This is a genomic window from Paenibacillus sp. FSL H3-0457 (assembly GCF_037981725.1).
In the GTDB taxonomy this organism is placed as follows: Bacteria; Bacillota; Bacilli; order Paenibacillales; family Paenibacillaceae; genus Paenibacillus; species Paenibacillus amylolyticus.
In genome coordinates, this window is sequence record NZ_CP150283.1 from 3,754,110 (window position 1) to 3,776,139 (window position 22,030).

16 protein-coding genes and 1 pseudogene are annotated in these 22,030 nt (G+C 40.5%); 15 read left to right on the forward strand and 2 right to left on the reverse strand.

The window, feature by feature from the left end:
* Window positions 1–7: 7 nt before the first annotated feature.
* A complete protein-coding gene (locus MHH25_RS16600; RefSeq protein WP_051447337.1) occupies window positions 8–592 on the reverse strand; it encodes a TetR/AcrR family transcriptional regulator in 585 nt (194 codons plus the stop codon).
* 157 nt (window positions 593–749) lie between these two features.
* Between MHH25_RS16600 and MHH25_RS16605 the strand changes: the two genes are divergently transcribed.
* From MHH25_RS16605 to MHH25_RS16620, 4 genes and pseudogenes are all read left to right on the forward strand, one after another.
* The gene (locus MHH25_RS16605) at window positions 750–1,439 is read left to right on the forward strand and encodes an SDR family NAD(P)-dependent oxidoreductase (RefSeq protein WP_036673652.1); all 690 of its coding nucleotides are present in this window, start codon (window positions 750–752) and stop codon (window positions 1,437–1,439) included.
* A gap of 424 nt (window positions 1,440–1,863) precedes the next feature.
* Window positions 1,864–2,859, forward strand: coding sequence for a glycoside hydrolase family 43 protein (locus MHH25_RS16610; RefSeq protein WP_340017563.1), 996 nt, complete (start codon window positions 1,864–1,866; stop codon window positions 2,857–2,859).
* A gap of 634 nt (window positions 2,860–3,493) precedes the next feature.
* A pseudogene (locus MHH25_RS16615) lies at window positions 3,494–3,595 on the forward strand (paeninodin family lasso peptide); the annotation flags it as partial.
* Between the two features lie 589 nt (window positions 3,596–4,184).
* Complete coding sequence (locus MHH25_RS16620) at window positions 4,185–5,021, forward strand: class I SAM-dependent methyltransferase (protein ID WP_340017564.1); 837 nt, start codon at window positions 4,185–4,187, stop codon at window positions 5,019–5,021.
* 187 nt (window positions 5,022–5,208) lie between these two features.
* Here the strand turns inward: MHH25_RS16620 and MHH25_RS16625 are convergent, their stop codons facing one another.
* Window positions 5,209–6,273 (reverse strand): GntR family transcriptional regulator, encoded by a 1,065-nt coding sequence (locus MHH25_RS16625; protein ID WP_340017565.1) that lies wholly within the window; start codon window positions 6,271–6,273, stop codon window positions 5,209–5,211.
* A gap of 262 nt (window positions 6,274–6,535) precedes the next feature.
* Here MHH25_RS16625 and MHH25_RS16630 point away from each other — a divergent pair, with 262 nt between their 5' ends.
* The 11 genes from MHH25_RS16630 (at window position 6,536) to MHH25_RS16680 (ending at window position 21,562) form a co-directional block, all read left to right on the forward strand.
* The gene (locus MHH25_RS16630) at window positions 6,536–7,873 is read left to right on the forward strand and encodes an extracellular solute-binding protein (RefSeq protein WP_340017566.1); all 1,338 of its coding nucleotides are present in this window, start codon (window positions 6,536–6,538) and stop codon (window positions 7,871–7,873) included.
* 84 nt (window positions 7,874–7,957) lie between these two features.
* A complete protein-coding gene (locus MHH25_RS16635; protein ID WP_105408707.1) occupies window positions 7,958–8,854 on the forward strand; it encodes a sugar ABC transporter permease in 897 nt (298 codons plus the stop codon).
* 1 nt (window position 8,855) lies between these two features.
* A complete protein-coding gene (locus tag MHH25_RS16640; protein ID WP_017688246.1) occupies window positions 8,856–9,704 on the forward strand; it encodes a carbohydrate ABC transporter permease in 849 nt (282 codons plus the stop codon).
* A gap of 28 nt (window positions 9,705–9,732) precedes the next feature.
* Window positions 9,733–10,716, forward strand: a complete 984-nt coding sequence (locus MHH25_RS16645; protein WP_340017567.1) for a family 43 glycosylhydrolase — start codon at window positions 9,733–9,735, stop codon at window positions 10,714–10,716.
* Between the two features lie 1,480 nt (window positions 10,717–12,196).
* Window positions 12,197–14,740: a Spaf_1101 family AAA-like ATPase gene (locus MHH25_RS16650; protein WP_340017568.1), complete on the forward strand. Its 2,544-nt coding sequence runs from the start codon at window positions 12,197–12,199 to the stop codon at window positions 14,738–14,740.
* A 961-nt stretch (window positions 14,741–15,701) separates the two neighbouring features.
* Window positions 15,702–16,406 carry a hypothetical protein gene (locus MHH25_RS16655; RefSeq protein WP_211083621.1) on the forward strand — a complete coding sequence of 235 codons (705 nt, stop codon included), beginning with the start codon at window positions 15,702–15,704 and terminating at the stop codon, window positions 16,404–16,406.
* Window positions 16,407–16,415: 9 nt separating this feature from the next.
* Window positions 16,416–16,616: a hypothetical protein gene (locus MHH25_RS16660; RefSeq protein WP_105408717.1), complete on the forward strand. Its 201-nt coding sequence runs from the start codon at window positions 16,416–16,418 to the stop codon at window positions 16,614–16,616.
* Between the two features lie 322 nt (window positions 16,617–16,938).
* Window positions 16,939–17,235, forward strand: coding sequence for an AbrB/MazE/SpoVT family DNA-binding domain-containing protein (locus MHH25_RS16665; RefSeq protein ID WP_340017569.1), 297 nt, complete (start codon window positions 16,939–16,941; stop codon window positions 17,233–17,235).
* 276 nt (window positions 17,236–17,511) lie between these two features.
* On the forward strand, window positions 17,512–18,126 hold the full coding sequence (locus MHH25_RS16670) for a DUF2239 family protein (RefSeq protein WP_340017570.1): 615 nt from the start codon (window positions 17,512–17,514) through the stop codon (window positions 18,124–18,126).
* 141 nt (window positions 18,127–18,267) lie between these two features.
* A complete protein-coding gene (locus MHH25_RS16675) occupies window positions 18,268–19,161 on the forward strand; it encodes an alpha/beta hydrolase (protein WP_340017571.1) in 894 nt (297 codons plus the stop codon).
* A gap of 424 nt (window positions 19,162–19,585) precedes the next feature.
* Window positions 19,586–21,562, forward strand: a complete 1,977-nt coding sequence (locus tag MHH25_RS16680; protein ID WP_340017572.1) for a sigma-70 family RNA polymerase sigma factor — start codon at window positions 19,586–19,588, stop codon at window positions 21,560–21,562.
* Window positions 21,563–22,030: the final 468 nt, after the last annotated feature.

Sequence of the window (22,030 nt, forward strand, 5' to 3'; positions counted from 1 at the left end):
TTTATTATCAAGTATCCTTCAGCAAGTCAACCATGTTAGAATAGTGAATTTCACTCAGTTGCTCGATAAAGTTATCTACCCTGTAGTTCTCCGGTTCAACTATCCAGAGACAAATTACTCCTACCAATCCAGATATCATGTATTCGATGCCAATTTTTATCTTCTCATCGTGGCGATGATCGCCGATTCCCGAAAAAATGATCGTTTTAAAAGCCTCTTTCAAGTAAACGGAGAAGTTTGGATAAATATTTTGAGTGATCATTGTCTTAAAGAATATCATATTGGCTTCAATATCGTCGAAAATCGTTTTTAACATGGTCGCAAACATATCTTTATCCATCTCATGAATTGAACTCACTTCCAGGCTTAAGCAAGCATTTAAACTCTCCACGTTTTCCTGAAATAACTTCTCCATGAATTGAGGTTTATCTACATAGTGCAAATAAAATGTGTTGCGATTTATCATCGCTTCTTTGGCAATGTCCTGCACAGTAATTCGTTCATAGCCTTTGGTTTGTACTAATCTCAGAAACGCTTCTTTAATGGCTTTCCGCGTTTTGAGAATGCGCAGATCCACTTTATCTTTACCCAATTCGTGCTTCCCCTCCATAAATAATAGTCAGATTTATCAAAAGTGATGTTTATTTAACACATTGAATTATATCGACCATTGAGTCTTTTAATTGTACGTTTTACAATTACAACTGTCAATTGAACTCACTAACTCATTCATAAAAGGAGAATCATAAATGAAAACACTGGCGATTGTTGGTGCAGGTAAGGGATTAGGATTATCTATTGCGAAGAGCTTTGGCAAGCGCGGCTTCCAAGTGGCATTAGTTGCAAGAAATGCTGCAAAACTGCAAGATATGGTGGAGGAACTGAAAGCGGATGGTATCGAGGCATCTTATTTCGTAGCAGATATTTTTAACAAGGAACAGATTGAACAGGCTATGACCAACATGAAAGAAAAGTATGGTCAGATTGATGTGTTGGAATTCAGTCCAACAGCAGGCAATTATCCTCCCACTTCTGTATTGGAGTTAACGGCGGAGAACGCCAGGGATGCATTTGAGGCGAATGTGGTTAGTGCCATCCATGTCGTCAATGCTGTTCTCCCTGATATGCTCGCTAGGAAAGAGGGAGCCTTGCTCTTTACCTCAGGATTATCCGCCATGTACCCTGTGTCCATGATGGGGAATATCGGTATTGCTCTTGCAGGGTTACGCAATTATGTTGCTAATCTTCATACTTCATTGTCTGCTCAAGGGATTTTTGTGGGCCACCGCTCATTAGGTTTATTGATCAAGGAGTCAGGTACCGGCGCAATTAATGATCCGGATGTAATTGCAGAGATGTGGTACCAGGCCTATGTAGAGAAAAACGTATGGGAAGAAGAGTATCCTGAGGGGGTTACCCCCGATACCATTCTGTTTTAACATTGGTGATGATTTCAGCAGGTCATAACATACAGTTGTAACCAAGTAGATGAGCTTGAGAACTAGGCATATATTTTGTGCTAAGAAACGCTTGAAAGAGATGAAGAAGCCGCTAATTTAGCGGCTTTTTTGTTTTTCGGTACAATTTCTTGTCCCGAGCCAAAGACAAGAAATTGTACCGATGACAAGACAACGCAAAAAACATCACTTCATTGTAGAATATAAGAATTATGAGATGGGCGGGAATTGTACATTTTTTCGGGGGAAGATCTTTATTATGTGTACTAGGAAAGAATAAGCAGGGCTTATACAATAACATTAGAGGTTGTAAACGCTTGCTTTTAATTCTGAGGGTGCAATCAATGAATTACCGTAATCCCGTACATGAAGTATTTTATTATTCCAATACCAAAGGAGATGCCTTATGAATCAACAACAACTACCTAAGCCCCACCAACCGCTCGTAACCCACATCTTCACTGCTGACCCGTCCGCCCATGTCTACGAGGGCAAAATCTACATCTATCCTTCCCATGACCTCGATCATGACGAGCCGAGCAACGATAACGGCGACCAGTATAAAATGGAAGACTATCATGTCCTCTCGATGAACAACTTCGATTCCCCGGTGGTTGATCACGGCGAAGCGTTGCATCTGAGAGATATTCCGTGGGCCTCCAAGCAGCTCTGGGCACCGGATGCCGCTTATAAGAACAATACCTATTACCTGTTTTTCCCGGCACGGGATCATGACGACATCTTCCGTCTGGGTGTGGCAACATCAGAGTCTCCGGCAGGCCCATTCATGCCGCAACCGAATTATATGGAAGGCAGCTTCAGTATCGATCCGGCCGTACTGGTGGATGACGACAATCAGTCATACATCTATTTCGGCGGACTCTGGGGTGGCCAGTTGGAGAAATGGCAGACCGGCAGCTTCGTGCCAGATGCAGAAGGACCTGCTCCTGACCAGCCGGCGCTTGGACCGCAAGTTGCACTGCTTAGCGACGACATGCTGTCCTTCCAAGGCAAGCCTGCCGAGATATCGATTGTCGATGAAGACGGGAATCCGATTCTGGCTGGGGATGAGGAACGGAGATATTTTGAAGGCCCATGGGTGCATAAATATAACGGCTATTACTACCTGTCCTACTCTACAGGAACCACGCATAAGCTCGTATATGCGATCGGCAAGAACCCGATGGGACCATTCACGTTCAAGGGCGAGATTCTCTCTCCGGTTATCGGCTGGACAACCCATCACTCCATAGTGCAAGTTGAAGACAAGTGGTATCTGTTCTATCACGACAGCTCCCTGTCGGAAGGCGTCAACCACAAGCGCTGCGTTAAATATTCCGAGCTGAAATACAACGAAGACGGAACGATCCAGAAGATCAATCCTTATCCGGGTGCGGAGTAAGTTAGCTGGTTAGCGGAAACAGATAAGATTACAATATAAGGCATAATACATGAGGCAGCTCCTGACGGGGCTGCTTTTTTGATAGGAGGAGGATCAGTTGTTTCACTCAAACTTGGAGAAAATCTCTGCTGAACAAAGAATACTTCAGCAGTATACTGATTGAATTAATAAATTTATCTTAATAAACATAAAGCCTTCTTTCCTTCGGAGAGAAGGCTTTATGTTTAATTAGAATTTTGTTGACACACATATATCCTAATGGCTTTATCCAGTTGAGTGCGTGAAGCGCGTGTCGACGAGTTTTAGTAGGGAACTTCTTTTCCTGTCGAGGGACAAGAAAATAGTCCGATTAACGATTAGATGAGTATCAAAATAAAAAAGCTATCTAGAGGAGAGTGGGCTTTAACTTGGGTCAGTAGCGCTACAGGGAAATACTTAACCCATAGAAAGGGATGAAATAGTTGTTTACTTAGATACATATTGTGTCTTATAATTTTTACAAAGATACATATCGTATCTTAAAAAAGTTTGTATCGCACAAGTAATGTAAGGGTGCTCGCATCTTGGTTCCAGTTTTTGCAGAAAGAGGGGACGACCGATGGAAACGAAAAAAACGCCTTGGTAGGCACCGGAATTAGAGGTGCTGGATGTGCAGCAAACGATGGCCGGCTATGGATTCAGGCAAATTGATTGGATCGAAGAACATGTTGCATACCTATATGATCCATCGTCCTGATGATCATACTTCAAATTGAAAATCGTATTCTTGCTCAAAAGGTCGCCTGTGGGCGGCTTTTTCGATGCTCAGATGAGGGACAAGAACATTGTACCATTCCAAACCAAGACGACTATGATTGATATTGAGCAGCAGCTAAATAAGGCGTAGCATCAGCCTCCTGTTGATGTAACATTTGTTAAAATACGTTGCGAAATTCGTTACGCCGCTCGACAAACATTGTCCAATTGAGGCCTCCACGAAAAAATGATTTCTCCAAAAACGGCTTATACAGACAGTTCATAATATATAACGGAACCTGTTCTTTCAAATCCAGTGGTTGAAACACATGTGATGTATCATCGTAAACGGCTCTTCTTTTGTCAGCTTCAAATGGACGGGGGTGAAGGAGTCAAAAAATACTCTTCTCTAAATACGATTGAATTGTGCATGATCAGATTCCCTTCGCTTCTTAAGTCATTTGGAAGGAAGCATTGCTTACGGATAGTATGTCTGTATTTTTCGGCGCATTCAACCATATATTGGATTCGTTTATCATGTTAAAGAGGTTCTACACCATTTATAGCGTTGTGAGAGGGGAGTGATCATTTTGAATACTTCTAAACAAATGATGTCTCATAATTCCAATGATCGTTTTAGTAAACTTGGAATTTATAGCGTCCAAAGTGTCTTTATTATTCTGTTCTTGCTGTTAACCCCTATCTACTATTTGAACAAATGGGACTTTAAACGTCACAAAAAGCGGAATCCTTTCTACACCAGTAAATTGGTTCGATTGCAAGAGCGTTATCCGCTTTTCTACGAATTGGCCATGTACGTTCAAAATTTTCCTATTCCTCGTAATGTTTATAAAGTTTTACCCCCTTTAAAGGGCGATGTTCTTCAGGTGGGCTGTGGTACAGGTTTATTGAACAAGTATCTTCGCAAGCAGAAGGATGTTCGTTTTCTCAACATGGATCCGAATATAAATGCTCTAAAACTTGGAAAGAAGTGGGGAAGGTTTAATTCTTATATCCATGCTTTCATTGATAAACCGACTTCTTTACCTGATCATAGTTGCGATATGATTTTGTTTGCAAGAAGCTTTCATCACATTCGCTATCACAAAAAAGCCTTCATAGAGAGCTGCAGACTGTTACGTGACGGTGGATCTATCATTATTGCGGACCCGGTTGTTCTCAAGTCTCTTTCAGGTTCTGTAACGGACGGTGGTTATATGGCGAACTCTTCGATTGATGGTGTAATTTGGAGATTTACCAAAGAAACATTAATTACTCACATAGAGCGCTGTCTTCCTCCTGAATTAAAGATAGAATCAGTAACCGAAACGAGACAAGTGCATGTAACGAATTATAATTTATTTGTACCTCAGACAGATATCGTAGTGGTACTGCGAAAAAGGGAGGCTGTATACAATGACAACTAAATTTATTTATGGTGTTTGAAATCTGCAGCATTATTCAATGTTTATCCGTTGCTCAGCCAGAAACATGTCTTGCGGATAATATAGGTAAAGGTATCTCTCCACAGAGGTGCCTTTTTTTGTTTTTAGGAACCAAGTCTTGTCCCAAGCTGAAGACAAGATCATTGTGTAGGCTGCAACGTTTGTCGTGTCAAGGGAAGATGAGTTGCACGGGAATAACGGCGTTCTTAGGAGAATAGATATCATCCATTTGTTCACGTAACAGCTTTACGGCTGTTCGTGCCATTTCCTGTTCATCCTGCTGCACATAAGCTACGCCTGAAAGATGTGGATTATCAAAAGATAGCAAGTCGATATTTGAGTGAACGTTCAGAAGACTGATCGCGGCGGATGTAAGGCGTGCTGTTTCTTCAGTCAAGGAAAAGGCTGCCGAAATTTCACTGTGGTTCTGCAAGAAGTTGCTTACATAGTCCAATGCTTGCTCGCTGCGTAGAATGTCGAGAGGGATGTGACACCACAAGCTCTTGTCAATCGAGATGCCTTGATCTGTGTACGCCTGCTCAAAGCCGAGCGTGCGATCCTCGACGGCTGTATTGGCATTTTCAGGTGAGATGAGCGCAATCTGCTGATGACTCTTGGATAACAAATGGGATACAGCTTTATACGCACCGCCGTAATTGTCGGATGTAATGGTGTACGTCTCAATGTTGCGCAGATAGCGGTCGATGAACACACACGGGAATTTATCGAGCGACAGACGCAGTAATGATTCGTTATACTTCTCATCTTCTGTTGGAAAAACGATCAACCCCTTCACACCGAGCTCCGTTAGTGTACGAATGACGTTTGATTCGATAGAGGAGGACTCGCGCGTGATGCTTAGTACCATGCTGAGGCAGGCTTCTTGTAGGAAGTGTTCCGTGTAGTCAACGAGCTTCTGAATGACACGGGTTCTCATCGTCGGAATGATGAAGCCGATGAGCGGCATGGAGCAAGCGCTGCTTGGGGATGGCGAGAAATTGATGCTAGAAACAACAAGACTAGAAGAGACGAATGAGCCTTTGCCTTGTACGCGTATAATTAATCCTTCGTCAGCTAGTAGGGTTAGGGCGTTCCTGACGGTTATTTTACTTACTCTGAATTCGTCCATTAGTTCTTGTTCAGAAGGAATGCGGTCCGTTGGCCGAAGCTGCCCTGATTTAATTTTCTGTATAATATTTTCTCGAATTTGTTTGTAGAGCGCCAGCTTTTTCAAAGAGTAGCATCTCCCCATAAACTTTATGATTTTATAATCAATTGGTTATATAAAGCTTATTTCATATATATTATAATACGGCTTGTAAAGCGCTTACAATATGGAATCTGAGAAATTGTTGCGAAGGGGTCTTTTCTTTGAAAGGTTAAAATTATGTTAAGGATGGTGGTGCCAAGATGGATTGTAACCGCTTAAATTAACAGAACTAACCAGTCAGCCGACTTTTCAAATGCATAACAAAAAAAGAGAGGATGACGAACAAATGAAAAAACGTAGTGCTTTAATCTCCATCGTTACACTCCTTATTATGTCACTTGTTTTTACTGCATGTGGTAATCCTTCTGGTTCAAAAACGGAAACACAGCAATTAGGCGCTAATGCCGGTGAGAATGCAACAGAATTATCATTTTGGACATTCGCAGATTTGCACGGCAAGCATTTGGATAAAATGCTGGGGTTATGGAACCAACAGAACCCAAACAAGCAGATTAAGTTAAATGTAACGGTTATGCCTTACGATGATATGCACAACAAGCTCTTATTGGCAGTTACAAGCGGAAAAGGTGCTCCTGATATCGCGGATATTGAGCTTGGTCAATTCCCTAAATTCTTGGAAGGTGACAACGTTCCCCTGGAATCTTTGAATGATGTATTTGCACCATACAAAAACGTTGTTGTTCCTTCACGTGTCGAGATTTACTCCAAAGCTGATCAGGTTTATGGCTTTGATTATCACGTAGGTGCTACGCTTGCTTTCTACAACACTGAAATTCTCGAACAAGCAGGTGTTGACTACAAGACAATCAAAACGTGGGAAGATTACAAACAAGCAGGTATCAAGGTTTACGAAAAGACTGGCAAGTACTTAGGTACTGCTGATACATCAGCTTCGTGGCAAGCATCGCTGCTACTAGCTCAGCAAAATGCCGATTTTACAGATGAAAATGGTAATCCAAAAGTGAACTCGCCTGAAATGATTAAAGCGTATGAAATGTTAGTCGATCTGCAGAAGAACAATGTTATTCATACGATCCCTGGCGGACAACCCGACACAGAAGAAGCAAAAGGTGAATATAACAAAGGCAACTACGCAAGTGCATTGATGCCTGAGTGGTACATGTCCCGCTTTGTAAACGAAATGAAAGACCTTAAAGGTAAGTATGCAATAGCTCCATTGCCTGTATTCGAAGAAGGTAATCCTCGTTCCGTTGGCTTAGGCGGTACTGGCACAGTTGTTACTAAGAATGGTAAAGACGTTCAGTTGGCAAAAGAATTTGTAGCCTTTGCTAAGCTTTCGAAAGAAGCTACTACAGAAATCTGGAATACACTTGGATTTGACCCAATCAACATGGAAGTATGGAAAGATGATGCAGTTACGAAAAACCCTGAAAATGAATACGTCCAATACTTTAAAACAAATGCATTTGATACTTTGAATGAAATCAAAGACGAAATTAGAGCGATTAAGTCCGTTAAAGCTTCACCAACCATCGGCAATATATTCAATACGGTTACTTTGAATGCTATCTTTGAAGATGGCCAAGACGTGAAGGAAGCGTTGGATGAAGCACAAGCAGCAATTGAACAAGAATTGAAATAAATATAATAAGTAAATGATTTGATTAAACCTGTCGGCAGGTACAGAGGTCGGCAGGTTTAACCATAGTCAAGGGAGATTGAGAATATGATAAAGAAATTTGTATACTCTCAAAAAGTTGCACCTTATGTTTTTGTATTGCCATTTATACTCATATTTTTGATATTCTGGTTTTTTCCGCTTGTAAATTCATTCGTAATGAGCTTTCAAGATAGGATGCTGGGACAGGATCCTAAATGGATTGGTGAAGCAAATTATTCGAAATTACTTACTGATAAAGTGTTTTTGACATCTATTAAAAATAGCATTGTGTACATGTTAGGAACCTTAGTGCTGTTGATTCCTTTTCCCATGTTATTCGCCGTTATGATCAACAGTAAGTTAATGATGGGAAGAGAGTTTTTTAAATCTTCTTTCTTTCTCCCTGCATTGACATCTGTCGCAGTTGCGGGTACCATTTTCCGCCTTACATTCGGTGAGATGGAAGGTTCATTAATGAACAGTTTTCTAGGTCTATTTGGTGTAGAGCCTATCAAATTTTTGAAAGACGGAAATTGGAGTATGGCAGCACTGTTAATCCTCGCATGTTGGAGATGGACAGGCGTTAATATGCTTTACTATCTATCGGGTTTGAAAAGCATTGACAATGAATATTATGAGGCTGCTTCAATTGACGGTGCATCTGCTTGGCAGAAGTTTAGAACGATCACAATGCCATTATTGAAGCCGACCACGGTATATGTTACCACAATTAGTGTTTATGCAGGTTTAGCAATGTTTACTGAGAGCCTGATGATGTTCAACGGTAACAAATCACCCCAAAATATTGGCTTAACCATTGTTGGATACCTGTATAGACAAGGGATTGAGCAGAATAAGCTGGGTTACGCAGCTGCAGTTGGTATCGTTCTGTTAGTCATTGCTATGGTTATCAATTTAACGCAGTTGAAATTTAGTGGAATGTTCAAAAAGGAGGAGGATTAAAGTGGGCAGAAGTCAGACGAGGAGTGATTTCATCTCTAGAATAGTAATTATTTGTTTATTCATTATACTATTCGTTATAATTATGATCCCATTCTACGCAGTGGCCCTATCTTCCTTTAAACCAGGTGAGTCATTAGTTAGATATGGTCTTAACCTAAGTTTGGATTTTGAAATCATGAGTTTTGATAATTTCATCTTTCTGTTTACTGGAGAACATGATTATTTTGTGTGGTTTTGGAACAGTATGATTTTAACAATCGTTCAAGTGGTTTTAACACTTTTTGTAAGCGCATTTGTTGCATATGGTTTTGCAGCATATCATTTTAAAGGTAAGAACTTCCTCTTTATATGTGTTTTGCTCATTATGATGGTGCCTTTCGAAATACTGCTGGTTCCTTTGTACAGCCTAATTAATGATTTGGGAATGGTGAATAGCTATTCGGCAATCATTCTGCCCGGTATAGCCAATGCCGCGACAATATTTTTCTTCAGGCAATATCTACGAAGCATACCCAAAGAGATTATTCAATCTGGACGGGTTGATGGCGCAAACGAGTATGCGATTTATTTCAGACTAATTATGCCGATTATGAAGCCATCGTTTGCAGCAATGGCCATATTGAATGGTATGAATAGCTGGAATAATCTATTGTGGCCATTCATGGTGTTGGGAGATCAGAGTAAATATACACTTCCAATCGGTTTGAAAACGTTGTTAACTCCTTATGGCAATAACTATGACTTATTGATCGTGGGCTCCTTCTTCTCCATCATTCCAATTTTCATACTATTCATTGCTTTTCAGAAATATTTCATAGACGGTATGACTGCAGGCGCTGTTAAAGGGTAATCTATATTATGATGAAACAGGTGATAAGATGGAAATCCAACAACGAGCGTCACACGACATTCAACCATTAATTGAACAGAGAGCTGATCCTTTTATTTACAGACATTCGGATGGTTATTATTACTTCGTAGCATCCGTACCGGAGTATGATCGGATTGAAATCCGTAGAGCCCAGAACCTTGAGAAGCTTGTTACATCAACTCCTGTAGTGATCTGGAGAAAGCGCGAGACTGGTATCCTTAGTGCTAATATTTGGGCACCAGAACTGCATTTTATTGATAACAAATGGTACGTGTATTTTGCTGCCGCACACACGACGGAAACGAATGAAGGCTTGTTCGACCATCGGATGTACGTGCTAGAGAATGAGAATGCCAATCCGCTCGAAGGCATTTGGACGGAAAGAGGGCAGGTTCGTACCGAGTGGGAAAGCTTCGCCCTCGATGCCACTACCTTTGAGCATAATGGAAGCCGTTATTACGTATGGGCACAAAAGGATCCGAATATTGAAGGTAACTCTAATCTGTATATATCTAAAATGAGCAATCCGTGGACGTTGACTGGGTCGCAAACGATGATTTCGATGCCGGAATATGACTGGGAGATCATTGGTTATAAAGTGAACGAAGGCGCGGCATTTCTTCGCAAGGGTAATCGGGTATTCCTCTCTTACTCGGCTAGCGCCACCGATTTCAATTATTGCATGGGCTTACTTGAAGCCGATGCGGATGCTGATTTGCTCGATGCCACCTCATGGCGCAAGTCTCAAGCAGCGGTTTTCTCTACAGATGAGAGTATCTCAATGTATGGTCCCGGTCATAATTCCTTCACGGTGTCAGAGGACGACGAAGATACGCTATTTGTGTTTCACGCAAGAACGTACAAGAACATTATAGGAGATCCGCTGTACGATCCGAATCGCCATACATTTGTGACGGAGCTTTTGTGGACGGCTGACGGCAAACCCGATTTCCGCGGCTCTGTTGCAGCACTTGCACGTTCTGTACAGTGAACGAGTGTCCCAACAAGGTTGATTGATGGATTTGAGTTCGTTTATCCAACTTGTTAAAGAGAGACAGTTAGAACATCGAAGGCACCCTACTGGGTGCCTTCGATTTCGCTCTACAGATAATACGCCGAACCGTATCATAAGGGCAGGATAGTTTAACAAATAAGTCGAAGAGTTGAGTGGGACTAACCTTGCTTAAAGAGGAAAGAGATAACGTTAAATTATAAAAATGTTGTTCACACTTAAATTAACCATGAATTAACCAAAAGTGAGGAAAAAATACTTGTGATAATTTTGGGTTTTATCGAACAAATAGCTTAAGTAATGATGTTGATGTTCGAAATGTTGTAAGTGTATCAGTTATGGCTCGGTTAGGCGACGATACAACAGTTCTGACTAACGACTTGAAATATCTAGGGGAACAAACAAATGTATTGTCTAAAGAAATTGAGGCGAGTTATGGAAGAAGTTGCAATCTAAAGATTCGGGAAACGATAGCTCAATAAAACCGAGGATAGGGAAGGTTATCATCAAACTGCTTAGCGACTTTTTTTATTGTCGAGGGACAAGAACATATTCCCATTGAAGTCGCTATTTTAGCGGCTTTTTTATTTTATCGGTACAAGTTCTTGTCCCAAGCTAAGGACAAGAACTTGTACCGATTGCCGGAATGACTTGTAGTAGATACACTGGTTAATGAAGCACCCTCTCTTTATGTATATAATAGGAAGAACACAGATTTTAATACTTCGACAATATACTCAGGAAAATAAAATTATATTTCTCTCAGGTTCTAGATCCCTTTAATTAGTAAGTTTATTATATCAAAGGAATTACTTATAGTGCATCGTAACGTAGTAACGTATGATATAGTTATTGTTGGAACAATAAGGTTGTAAAAGGTCGCACATAGTATTAATTTTGTAAACAAACCATTGCTTTTCCGAAGAGATAATTAAGGTGTTGAGGAGACGATGAGAATATGATTACTCAGAAGCAATTTGTTGATTTTTTAAGCGAAATTGAACCAAGTTCCACCAAAGATTATCACTTAGATACATTTCTATCAGGTTCCTATAAACGAAATACTGCAATTCGTCTAAGAAAAGTGAATGGTGTTTTTTAACGTCATGATGCAGATATTATTGTGGTTACTAATCATATGCTAACTTTATTGGGCTTGTTGCAATTTTTTGGGTTACGATGGAGTAAATATCTAGAAAATCTCGTTTAACAAGGTTTAAATTTTACTTATTTCCGTAGGTATCTCAAGAGGGTGCGATCTTTAGCTGAATATATCCTGCCTATTTGATATACAAAAAACGCCATTAGGCTGCTGCAATTAGGATAATATTAAATTCGAACCTTTTACTTGAAAGTTATGTAGTTCTTACTACTGAAAATCTTTGTTTTCTAGAAATACTAGAATATCCTATGCTTATTTCCTGTTAATAAAACTATTTGATCAACTGGGTGGTGTATTATGACAATTGCATTACAAAAAGCTTATCATATGCTGACAGAGTCTCGACAAAATTACGGTGATTTAAAGAAATGTGAATTTCACATTCACACGCCTGCTTCACACGACTACAGGCTAGTAGCTAATAGATCATATAAACATCTAACTGAGAAAGAAATTGTTGAAATTGCATATGAGCATGGTATGTTTTCTCAGGAGCTTAGGGATTTTATGATGACTGAACTAGCGTTAGGTAAATATGAAGGTGCTGAATATCACCACAGTATACGGAAAACTCCATTTAGTAGTTTCAAAGAATATCTTTCGTATCAATTAATTGCTTATACACTTTATGAGAATGATATTGAAGTAGCTGTAATTACAGATCACAATACTATTGAAGGATATAAAAAATTAATCTTTGCTTTAAATGAATATTTCAGAAGAAAAATTAAGTACTCTAATGAAGGAAAAAGCCAAATTAAACTTTTGTTAGGAATAGAAATATCATGCTCAGAGCAAATACATTTAGTTGGAATTTTTGAGGAATGTATGTTTAAAAAGGTAGAGAAATTAATTGAAGAGCACATACCTTCCAAAGAATCAGGAACATACGAGACAAGTCTGTCGATGATTGATAAGATTGAAAAAATCGGAGGCATAAGTTACATAGCGCATATTAACTCTAGTAACTTAAGGAACACAACAAGTTTGTATAAAAAAACTTTGTTTAATAACATTGCTCTAAACGTTATTGGACTAACTTCAAGTGACAAAGAAAATCAATTAAGGATAATAAGCTCATATGGGGTTACAAAACAATTAGATAAATTCTGTTTTATATATGAAGGTGATTCTCATCAGATAAACGAAATTGGTAAAAAAAATACGTGGATCAAAATGAGCATAGCCAGTTTTGGATCATTAAAGAAAGCTTTTATAAATCATAAACTCTCTGTTTTCATAGATAAACCTACGAGTACTAATAAATTTATAAAGGGTTTGTTAATTGATTCAGGTAAACATGGATACTTAAAGAAAAAAAACGGAGATGAACCTTTTGTTATCGATTTTTCTAGCGACCTCAATTGTATTATAGGGGGAAGAGGAACTGGAAAAAGTACGATTCTCAATGTTCTTGAGGTAGTTTTCACACTTGAGGCTAATTCGAAATCGGTTTTGAAATTTATAAGTAGAAATGATCTTATTATCATTCATTTTGTATACTTAGAGAAAGAATATCTCCTGAAGTTTCTACCACAATTAAAAAAGGATCATATTTATAGTGATTATAGACCATTCGAAGAAAAAGCTATTATTGAAGAAGTAAATAGTCAGAGAATTGTTCTAAGCCATCATTGGATTGAGTTATACCAGATAATTAAGATAGGTGAATCAGTCAATTTTAAAATTATTGATGATGTTGACGAAAAAAAAGAAGTTTTAAATGGAGTTTACAGAAAAAGCTATTCAATCAATAACATTATTGAGCAAATTAACAAAGGGAAGATTGGTGAGTTTGTAAAAGAAGTTGTATTCAATGGCCTTCCGTTTAAAGAGAGAGATACCTTTCTAAAAATTTTCGAAAAGTTATCCAGAACAAGAATGAGAACATTTTTAGAAGCAGAGCTGCCTTTGATCGATAAAAGTATGGATGCACGGAAAGGTAATATTGAAGCCAGCTTAAAGGAATTTAACTCCATTCATAAAAACCATTTTAGTATTATTTATTCTCCAAAACTCAATAATTCATTAAAATATATAGACATATTAGTCGGTGATTTCAATAATCGTCAGTTTCTCTCAGGATATAGAATAACATGGGGGGGAATAGAACGCTTCATAGTGGATGTATGTAATAAAATGGACTTCATGAAATTCTTAACATTGCTCTTCCAAAATAAGTTTAAAGAAATTGAAAGACAGGTTTCAGTACTTTCTTACCAAGTTGATAGAAATCTTACTTTTTCTGATGTTGATCAAAATCGAAAACATGTAGAGCTTAAGGATATAACAGATATATATCGAACAATACGTAATAAGTTGTTATCTGACAGAGAAAGACTAATAAAGTGTTTTCAACTCTACTTTGAAGTTATTGATGATTTTTCAATTATGTTCAATACCAGTTCTAAAGAAATCGTAACAACCATTGCCCCGATAATGAAGGATATTAATGAGATATCTTTAGGTCAGAAGGTTGTAGCTATTCTAACTTTCATTTTTGAATATGGAAAACATTTTAACGATAATACACCTTTGATTATTGATCAGCCTGAGGATAATTTAGATAATCAATATATTTATAAAAATTTAGTGAATAGTCTAAAACAAATTAAAAATAATCGCCAAATTATAATTGTGACACATAGTTCTACAATTGTAACTAATGCAGATGCTGAACAAGTTGTCATATTAGACTCTGATAGTAAAAATGGATGGATTGAGAAAAAGGGATACCCTGACAATGATGTTGTCACTAAGCACATTATCAATTATCTAGAAGGGGGAGAAGAGTCCTTTAAACATAAAATTGGAATGTATGAAAAGGTTCTGCAGAAATGATGTCAGTAAAATAGCTCAGTGAGTATTATCTCCTCTTAGTAGACAAGAGAAAAAAGACATCAGTTATGATGGACTTAGTCTTGTTGAGCGGAGGAGTTTTTTTGCATGTACCAAAACACAGGATGATTGTCGAGGGACAAGAATATGGTCCCATTAAAGTCGCTATTTTAGCGGCTTTTTTTGTTTTATCGGTACAAGTTCTTGTCCCGAGCCAAGGACAAGAACTTGTACCGATTACCGAAATGGACAAGAACACCGTCCTATTACCGATTAGGTGTATATCTAAGTAAAAAGTACATTCAGGTAAGGCTTTATTGGCACAAATACACATTATACAATCCGATCAGAATTATACAATCAAATAATCATCTCTCATTTTTCCGAGAGAGCAGGGGTTAATTCAGGAACTCTCAGTAGAATTATGAACGGGGTTATTCAGGTTCCTGTTCGGACCTTAGATCAGATTACTGAAGCTATACCTTTAGAGACGGATTTTCTTACTTAGTATGTGGATTTTGTTTCTGCGGTGTGTCGTCCATATAGGGCGCTTATTCTAACTTTTTTTGGACTATGTTACAAAATAATGAATAAAAAGGAAACTATTTTCCTTTTTGGGTGTCTATATATGTGAGGCAAATCCTCAAAACTGGTTATAAGGAGCGTGAATGTTATTGAAATATAAGAAGACTTGGTTAATTGCGGGTACGTTTGGCCTAAGCTTCAGCTTAATGGGCAACGTGTCAGGAGACCAACTCGGGGCAGGAAAAGCAATCCAAATCCAGGCCTAGCAGCATTCAGTTCTATAATACACTCCCAGGTACGTCGGACAACGAGAAAGAAAAAGCCCTCATTGAACATGCAGATGCTATCGAACTGGTATCTAAGCAATTGCATACAGATGGTATCAATCTTGAAGAGGAAATGTTATGACGAAATAATAAAAAATAGGAGGTTTTTTATTATGTTAAAGGCGAAAAAAATCTTTTTGCCAGTATTAATGATTTTGTCTATTTTCTGTTTAAGTTTATCTCCAAATTTGAGTGTTACAGCACAAGCGGATAACAGCCAAGATTTTGCTGTAGTTATAGGTAATGAAGCCAAGGAATTGATCGATGCAACGCTACATGGAGTAGAAGCAGGTGAAATTGAGAATATCGCCCCTGTCTCTGCTTTTGATTTGGAAAAATCGAGTGTGTACACGGTTGGCGGTGGAGTTACGGTTGTTACAGTTCCTTTGCATGGGGATTACAGCCTTCCTAGTAACGTAACAGTATTCTTCGATGAGGATAATACCGTATTGCAGACAAATGAAATGCTGGTGACCAAGAATGAGGCAGGAAACTTCCGAGTTGAGACGTATTTGAATGGATCAGTTGTTAAATCCGTGGACACTGACAGACCTTATATCACAGATGAAGAAATGCTTGCAGAAGAGCCAGTTAACTCTGGAGTGCAACCAAATAGTGTAGGCGCAGTAGCAACTTGTCTTGGAGCAGTACTTGGAATTGGTGGTACGGCGGCTTATATTATTGCGGTCGCGTGTGGGGGTTCGTGTGCAGTACCGACACCAGTGACTGCTCCGATATGTGCTGCATGTATTGGTGCATATGCACTTCTTGGTGGTGGTGCTATCGCTGGGGCAGTAGCTTGTTTCAATTACCTGTGAGGTGATTTGATGAACAAGATTTTAGCGATCTCGGTTTTGGGGATGGGTTTAACTGGTGCTGTTTTAATCATCTCAGTTGCTCTGTTGTTTAACTCTCCAATAGGCAATGTGTTGAAGATGGTTACCGCTGCTTCAGCAGCATCATTTATTGTATTTGCTGTCTCGGCTTTGGTATTTCGTCGGCGATTAGATGCTGAAAAAAGAGAGTAATATATTTATACTTCCTCACTTTAGGACGAATGATTCCCAGTAGCAATCCTAACAAATGTTTCTACTCAAGAAAAAAAGCATCTCCTCCAGGAGATGTTTTTTTCTGCTTTTTGATCCAAGCGAATTACATAGACATTTAGGATGGGAACTGTAATGTTCGGTTTTTAAGACACTTTAGACTCATGGCCAGCTCCTGCATCTGGCCTTTTTTTCTTCAAAACCCGAATGTTTAAAGTGTGGCCAATTGAAAAAAACGACTCTGAGCTGAATAAAGGGGAATATCCCATATGGGATATTAAGGAAAAAAGAAGAGGGAGTTGTTATGAGGAAAGATAGAAATACCGGAATGTTACGTAACGTGGATGCCTTGGGGCGTATTATATTACCGATGGAATTGTGGCGTACACTTGGGATTGATATTGGCAATCCTTTTGAATACTTTGTAGAAGAAGATGAACGTCTGATATTCAGGAAATATCGAACCCAGGAATGTATGTTTTGCTCTTCCACGGAAGGGCTGTCCTATTTCAAAGAATATTTCATGCTTTTTATTTTATTGTCGCGGGACACAAACATTGTTCCTTTCAAAGTCGCTATTATAGCGGCTTTTTTGTTTTAAGGAACCAAGTTCTTGTCCCATGTTGTGGACAAGAACATTGTGTCATTCCCGATTAGATTATTATCTAAATAGTATCACGAAGGAGATCATGTGACTAGATAAAAGCATACGAATATCAGTTGTGGTAAATAGCGTTGACCGACGCAATACTCACCCCCGCGACGGCCGTGGTCGTTCTTTTTGTCTATCTACGGGAATGAAAACTCCCCGTAATATTGATTTTTTATTTTTACCCGGGTAATATTATTGATAAGGGAACGAAAGAGGAGGAATTACATGCAGGTTTCACCTAATAATTCAATAAGCTGCACTGCCTTTGTAGAAAGAGATTGTTTCGCCAAAGGTACATTACAGCATGTTGTTATCACCGTGAAAGAGAATTTGGAGGACAGTAAATTTGTACAATTGCTTATTTTTAATGATTTGACGGGTAAACCAATAGATATTGATTTCCGTGGAAACACAGCTGAGGTGCTTGAGCGGTTAAACAGCCAAGCTGGACATATACCGGATACGAAAGAACATGAACAACCTGCTCGCAGGGTTGGCCGTCCCAAGCTAGGAGTGGTGTCTGGTGAAGTTACTTTGCTTCCTCGACATTGGGACTGGCTTAAAGCTCAACCCGGAGGAGCCTCCGTAACGCTGCGAAGATTGATAGATGAAGCTCGCCGCTCGGGGGAAAACGAAAGTAAATTTCGCACAGCACAGGAAGCAAGTTATCATTTTATGACTGCAATGGCGGGCGATTTCCCTCAATATGAGGAGGTTTTGAGAGCACTGTATGCCGGGAATAAAGATCACTTTTACGGATTAATAGATGATTGGACAACCGATATCAGAGACTATATTAAGACTTTAGCCAAGTGTGCATTCATACAGGAAGAGAGTTAATAGCCACGTAAACGATGTGCACAACTTCAAATCATGTATCTTACTTGGAAGGGACTGGACATCGAACTGCCGCCGTTGAAGAATCTCGACTATTGCCCATAACAGAGTTACCATAAAATTAAGTTTAAGGAGAACATAACAATGAATCTGTTAAAAGTTAACGGCATAAAACTCGCCTATGACAGTTATGGCAGCGAAACGGATGAAACCATTCTGTTGATCGCGGGGCTCGGTACCCAGATGATCCGTTGGACCGTTCCATTTTGTGAAATACTCGCGGCTCGGGGATATAGAGTTATTCGTTTTGACAATCGGGACACAGGTCTATCCACACACTTTAACCATCACGACACATTGGATTTTGAAGCACTTGCTAAAGCACTCATGTCGGGACAACTCCCGGTTATTCCATACACACTTGATGACATGTCTGATGATACCATTGGATTGCTAGATGCCCTGGGGATAAAAAATGCACATGTCGTTGGACGTTCGATGGGCGGCATGATTGCCCAGCTTGTTGCCAGCCGATATCCGGAGCGTGTTCTCTCTCTTACTTCCATCATGTCAACAACAGGAAATCCCGAACTTCCACCAACATGGCCTGATGTAATGGCGTTAATGACTCGGCCAGCACCGAACCCAATGGAGGATGAAGCAGGATACTTAGCTCATAGTGTAGCTTTTGCCAGACGTATTGCCGGTACAGGTTATCCATTTGAAGAGAACGAATATCATTCAATTATTCGAGAAGAGGTTCAGCGAGCTTATGATCCGGGGAGTATTGGGCGGCAAATTGCAGCTATTGCAGTTTCTGGAGACCGTCGTCCACAACTGGAAAAAGTGAAGGTTCCATCCTTAGTAATCCACGGGGTGGAAGACCCTATGTTTGTGCCAGCATGCGGACAAGATACGGCTCAATCCATCTCTGGTGCAGAATTCATGTTACTTGAAGGCATGGGACATGATCTGCCGGCACAGTTGTTTGAAACTGTTGTTGATGGAATCGTACGGACATCCCGACGCAAAGGATAGCATGGTGAAATGTCCAGGGACAAGAACATATTCCCATTGAAGCCGCTATTTTAGCGGCTTTTTTGTTTTATCGGTACAAGTTCGTGTCCCGAGCCAAGGACAAGAACTTGTACCGATTGCCGATTAGATGCATATCTAAACAATGCACGCATGGACCTAAAACCTTTTTAGCACTATAATACATGAAAATGTTCACATTGTTATGGACAACTAACAAATTAAGAGGGGAGAAATACGCGTGGCTAGATATTCAAATTGGACTGAAACTAGCTGCTGAGGACAAGAACATAGACCGATTGCCGATTAGGTGTATATCTAAATAATCAGCATATGCACTTATTTGGGAACAACTATAAGAATAATGTTACATTAATTGAATCCAAACCCCCGAGTTAACTGTCTATATAACAGGAGGTGAACGACAATGATCGATGCACAGCAACAAATCAACGCCGCACAAAACGGAGATCACGATGCCTTCGTATCTCTTATAAAGGATCGAACGGATAAGCTGCACCGAGTGGCTCGCCATTATGTACGGGAGTCCAAAGATGCGGAGGATATCGTTCAGGATGCCCTGGTTAAGGCTTATGAGTCACTGCAAACGCTGCAGCAAGCCGAAGCGTTTGAGAGCTGGCTTACCAGAATTGTGGTGAACCGGGCGCTCAATCATTTGAAGAAATCCAAGCGTGTTCACCTGAGCGAAGACCCGCAGGCGCAAGAGCCATTGGTCGTTAATGATATCGATCAAACCCTGGATCTGGAGCGTGCATTGGCCAGTCTGAATCCGAAGCTGCGTCAGCTCCTGTTCTTAAAATATAAGAAGGACCTGACCCAGCAGCAAATCGCCCATCTCCTGGATATGCCATTAGGTACTGTAAAAACACAATTACGGAAGGGGCTGGAACATTTGCGCAACGAAATGGCTCAAGATTTTCTCGAACGAGACCTGGATACATTACGCCTGCAGTTAAGACAACAGGCAGAGCACCAGTTTGCCGTTTCACCGGATTATGATCTGATCGTCAATGACTATCAAGAGAACACCAGGAGGGGAACAGGGAAGGGAGAAGCGGGATTCTTATGGGTTAAAACGGGGAGTGATGACGCCGTTTCTGCCACGCTCTCCAGGGGCGGCAACTTGCTAGACTATGCCATTTCCTGGGCCTCATTGGACAACGAGACACGGATATCTGAGGAGGAGCTCAAACAGCAGGCAGAGCAATTCCTGGAAGATCATTATCCCGGCGCACTGCGTGATTTTCCGTATTGTGAGATGGAGTGGATGGAAGGGATGTTTGTGTACACACGACAGCAGAAGGCGATGGGGCTGCCGCTTCCTGAGACGGGATGCCTGATTATGGTTCATCCCAGCGGTCGCGTGGTCGGATTTAGGTACTATGGAACCGTTCCAGGGCCAGCACTCCCAACCATGATCACACCAGAAGAGGAACAGATGGCGTGTATGAAGGCGAATTTTTTGCTACATGTGGAATATTGCGTATTGGACAAAGCCGTGTACACGGATGGTGACGATCAGGTCCATCTTGTTTACGCCCCCCGAAGTAGAGGGCTAATCTATACTGCATCATCACAGGAGGAAGTTCCGACAGCCTATAGGGCAGAAGCTGTCCCCTCTGACCCAAGAACTCTGGACGAGTGGCCAGGTGAGTTCCCGCCCGCACGAAGCCTAGAAGAGTGGATTGGCGTAAACAACGACCAATTTCAGTTAGTACAAGACGACAATATTGGCTCGAACACCAAGTTGATGGTATGGAAGCAACAGAATGAAGAGCGTCCAGCCAAGAATGACCGGTCTTGGAAGGCCTATTGGGCTGATCAGATGGAGGGAGCAGTCAAGGCGCGAGTAGACAGCCAATCCGGACAACTGATTGACTTTGTTTCGCATGGTAAGCCAGATCAACTAGCTCCATTAACCTGGGATCGAGACGCATGTATAGAAGTAGCTATGGACTATGTCCGAGGACTAGCAGCTGAAATGTTGCCGTATCTCAAGCTTCTAACTGAAGAGACCGACGACGAAGATCGTTTGGAAATCATTCGCTTTGGTGTATATGTTCAAGACATATCTGTCAGGGATGAATGCTATCAACTAGCTGTTGACCGCTCTAATGGGAGGGTCAAAAGTTTGATGTCCCCCTCCATAAGGCCAGAACAGTTAAAGAAGCTGGAGACCGTGCCTTCATTTGATTACCAGACAGCCATCCTCCGATGGACGGCACAGGCCAAGCTGCGTCTGCAATGGGAACGGATGCACAATACTAGGGCGGAAGAGGCCCCGTACGAACTAGTGTATCGAATGATTGGTAGCGAGCACGAGCGGACGCCCGAAGTGCTTGATGCGCATACGGGGAAGTTATACGAAAATACTTTTTACTGACAAACAAAAACATCTAGCCCGAAACTAAGGGTTGGAAGGCATTCAAGAGCCTGCGGACGTAGAACAGCATTGGAAGGAGGTTGGTGTCCATTCCAGAATGCCCATCGATGGTTCCTTATGGAAGGACGATCCCATCCTTTCTTCCTATCCACCGTCCCGTGTATACAAGGTCATCGAGCGAGATCATGCAGGAAGAGCGATGGAGTTTTTGAGAAAGCCAGAGAAGCGGTCTTAGCGTTCAACCGTAATATTGCTGTCGAGGGACAAGAACATGGTCTCATTGAAGTCGCTATTTTAGCAGCTTTTTATTTTATCGGTACAAGTTCTTGTCCCGAGCCAAGGACAAGAACTTGTACCGATTGTCGGAAAGGACAAGAATATAGTCCGATTACCGATTAGGCCTGTATCTAATCGTCATCTTGCCCTTCAATTCATTAAACTAACGGGCAGTATAGTTCCAATATGTGG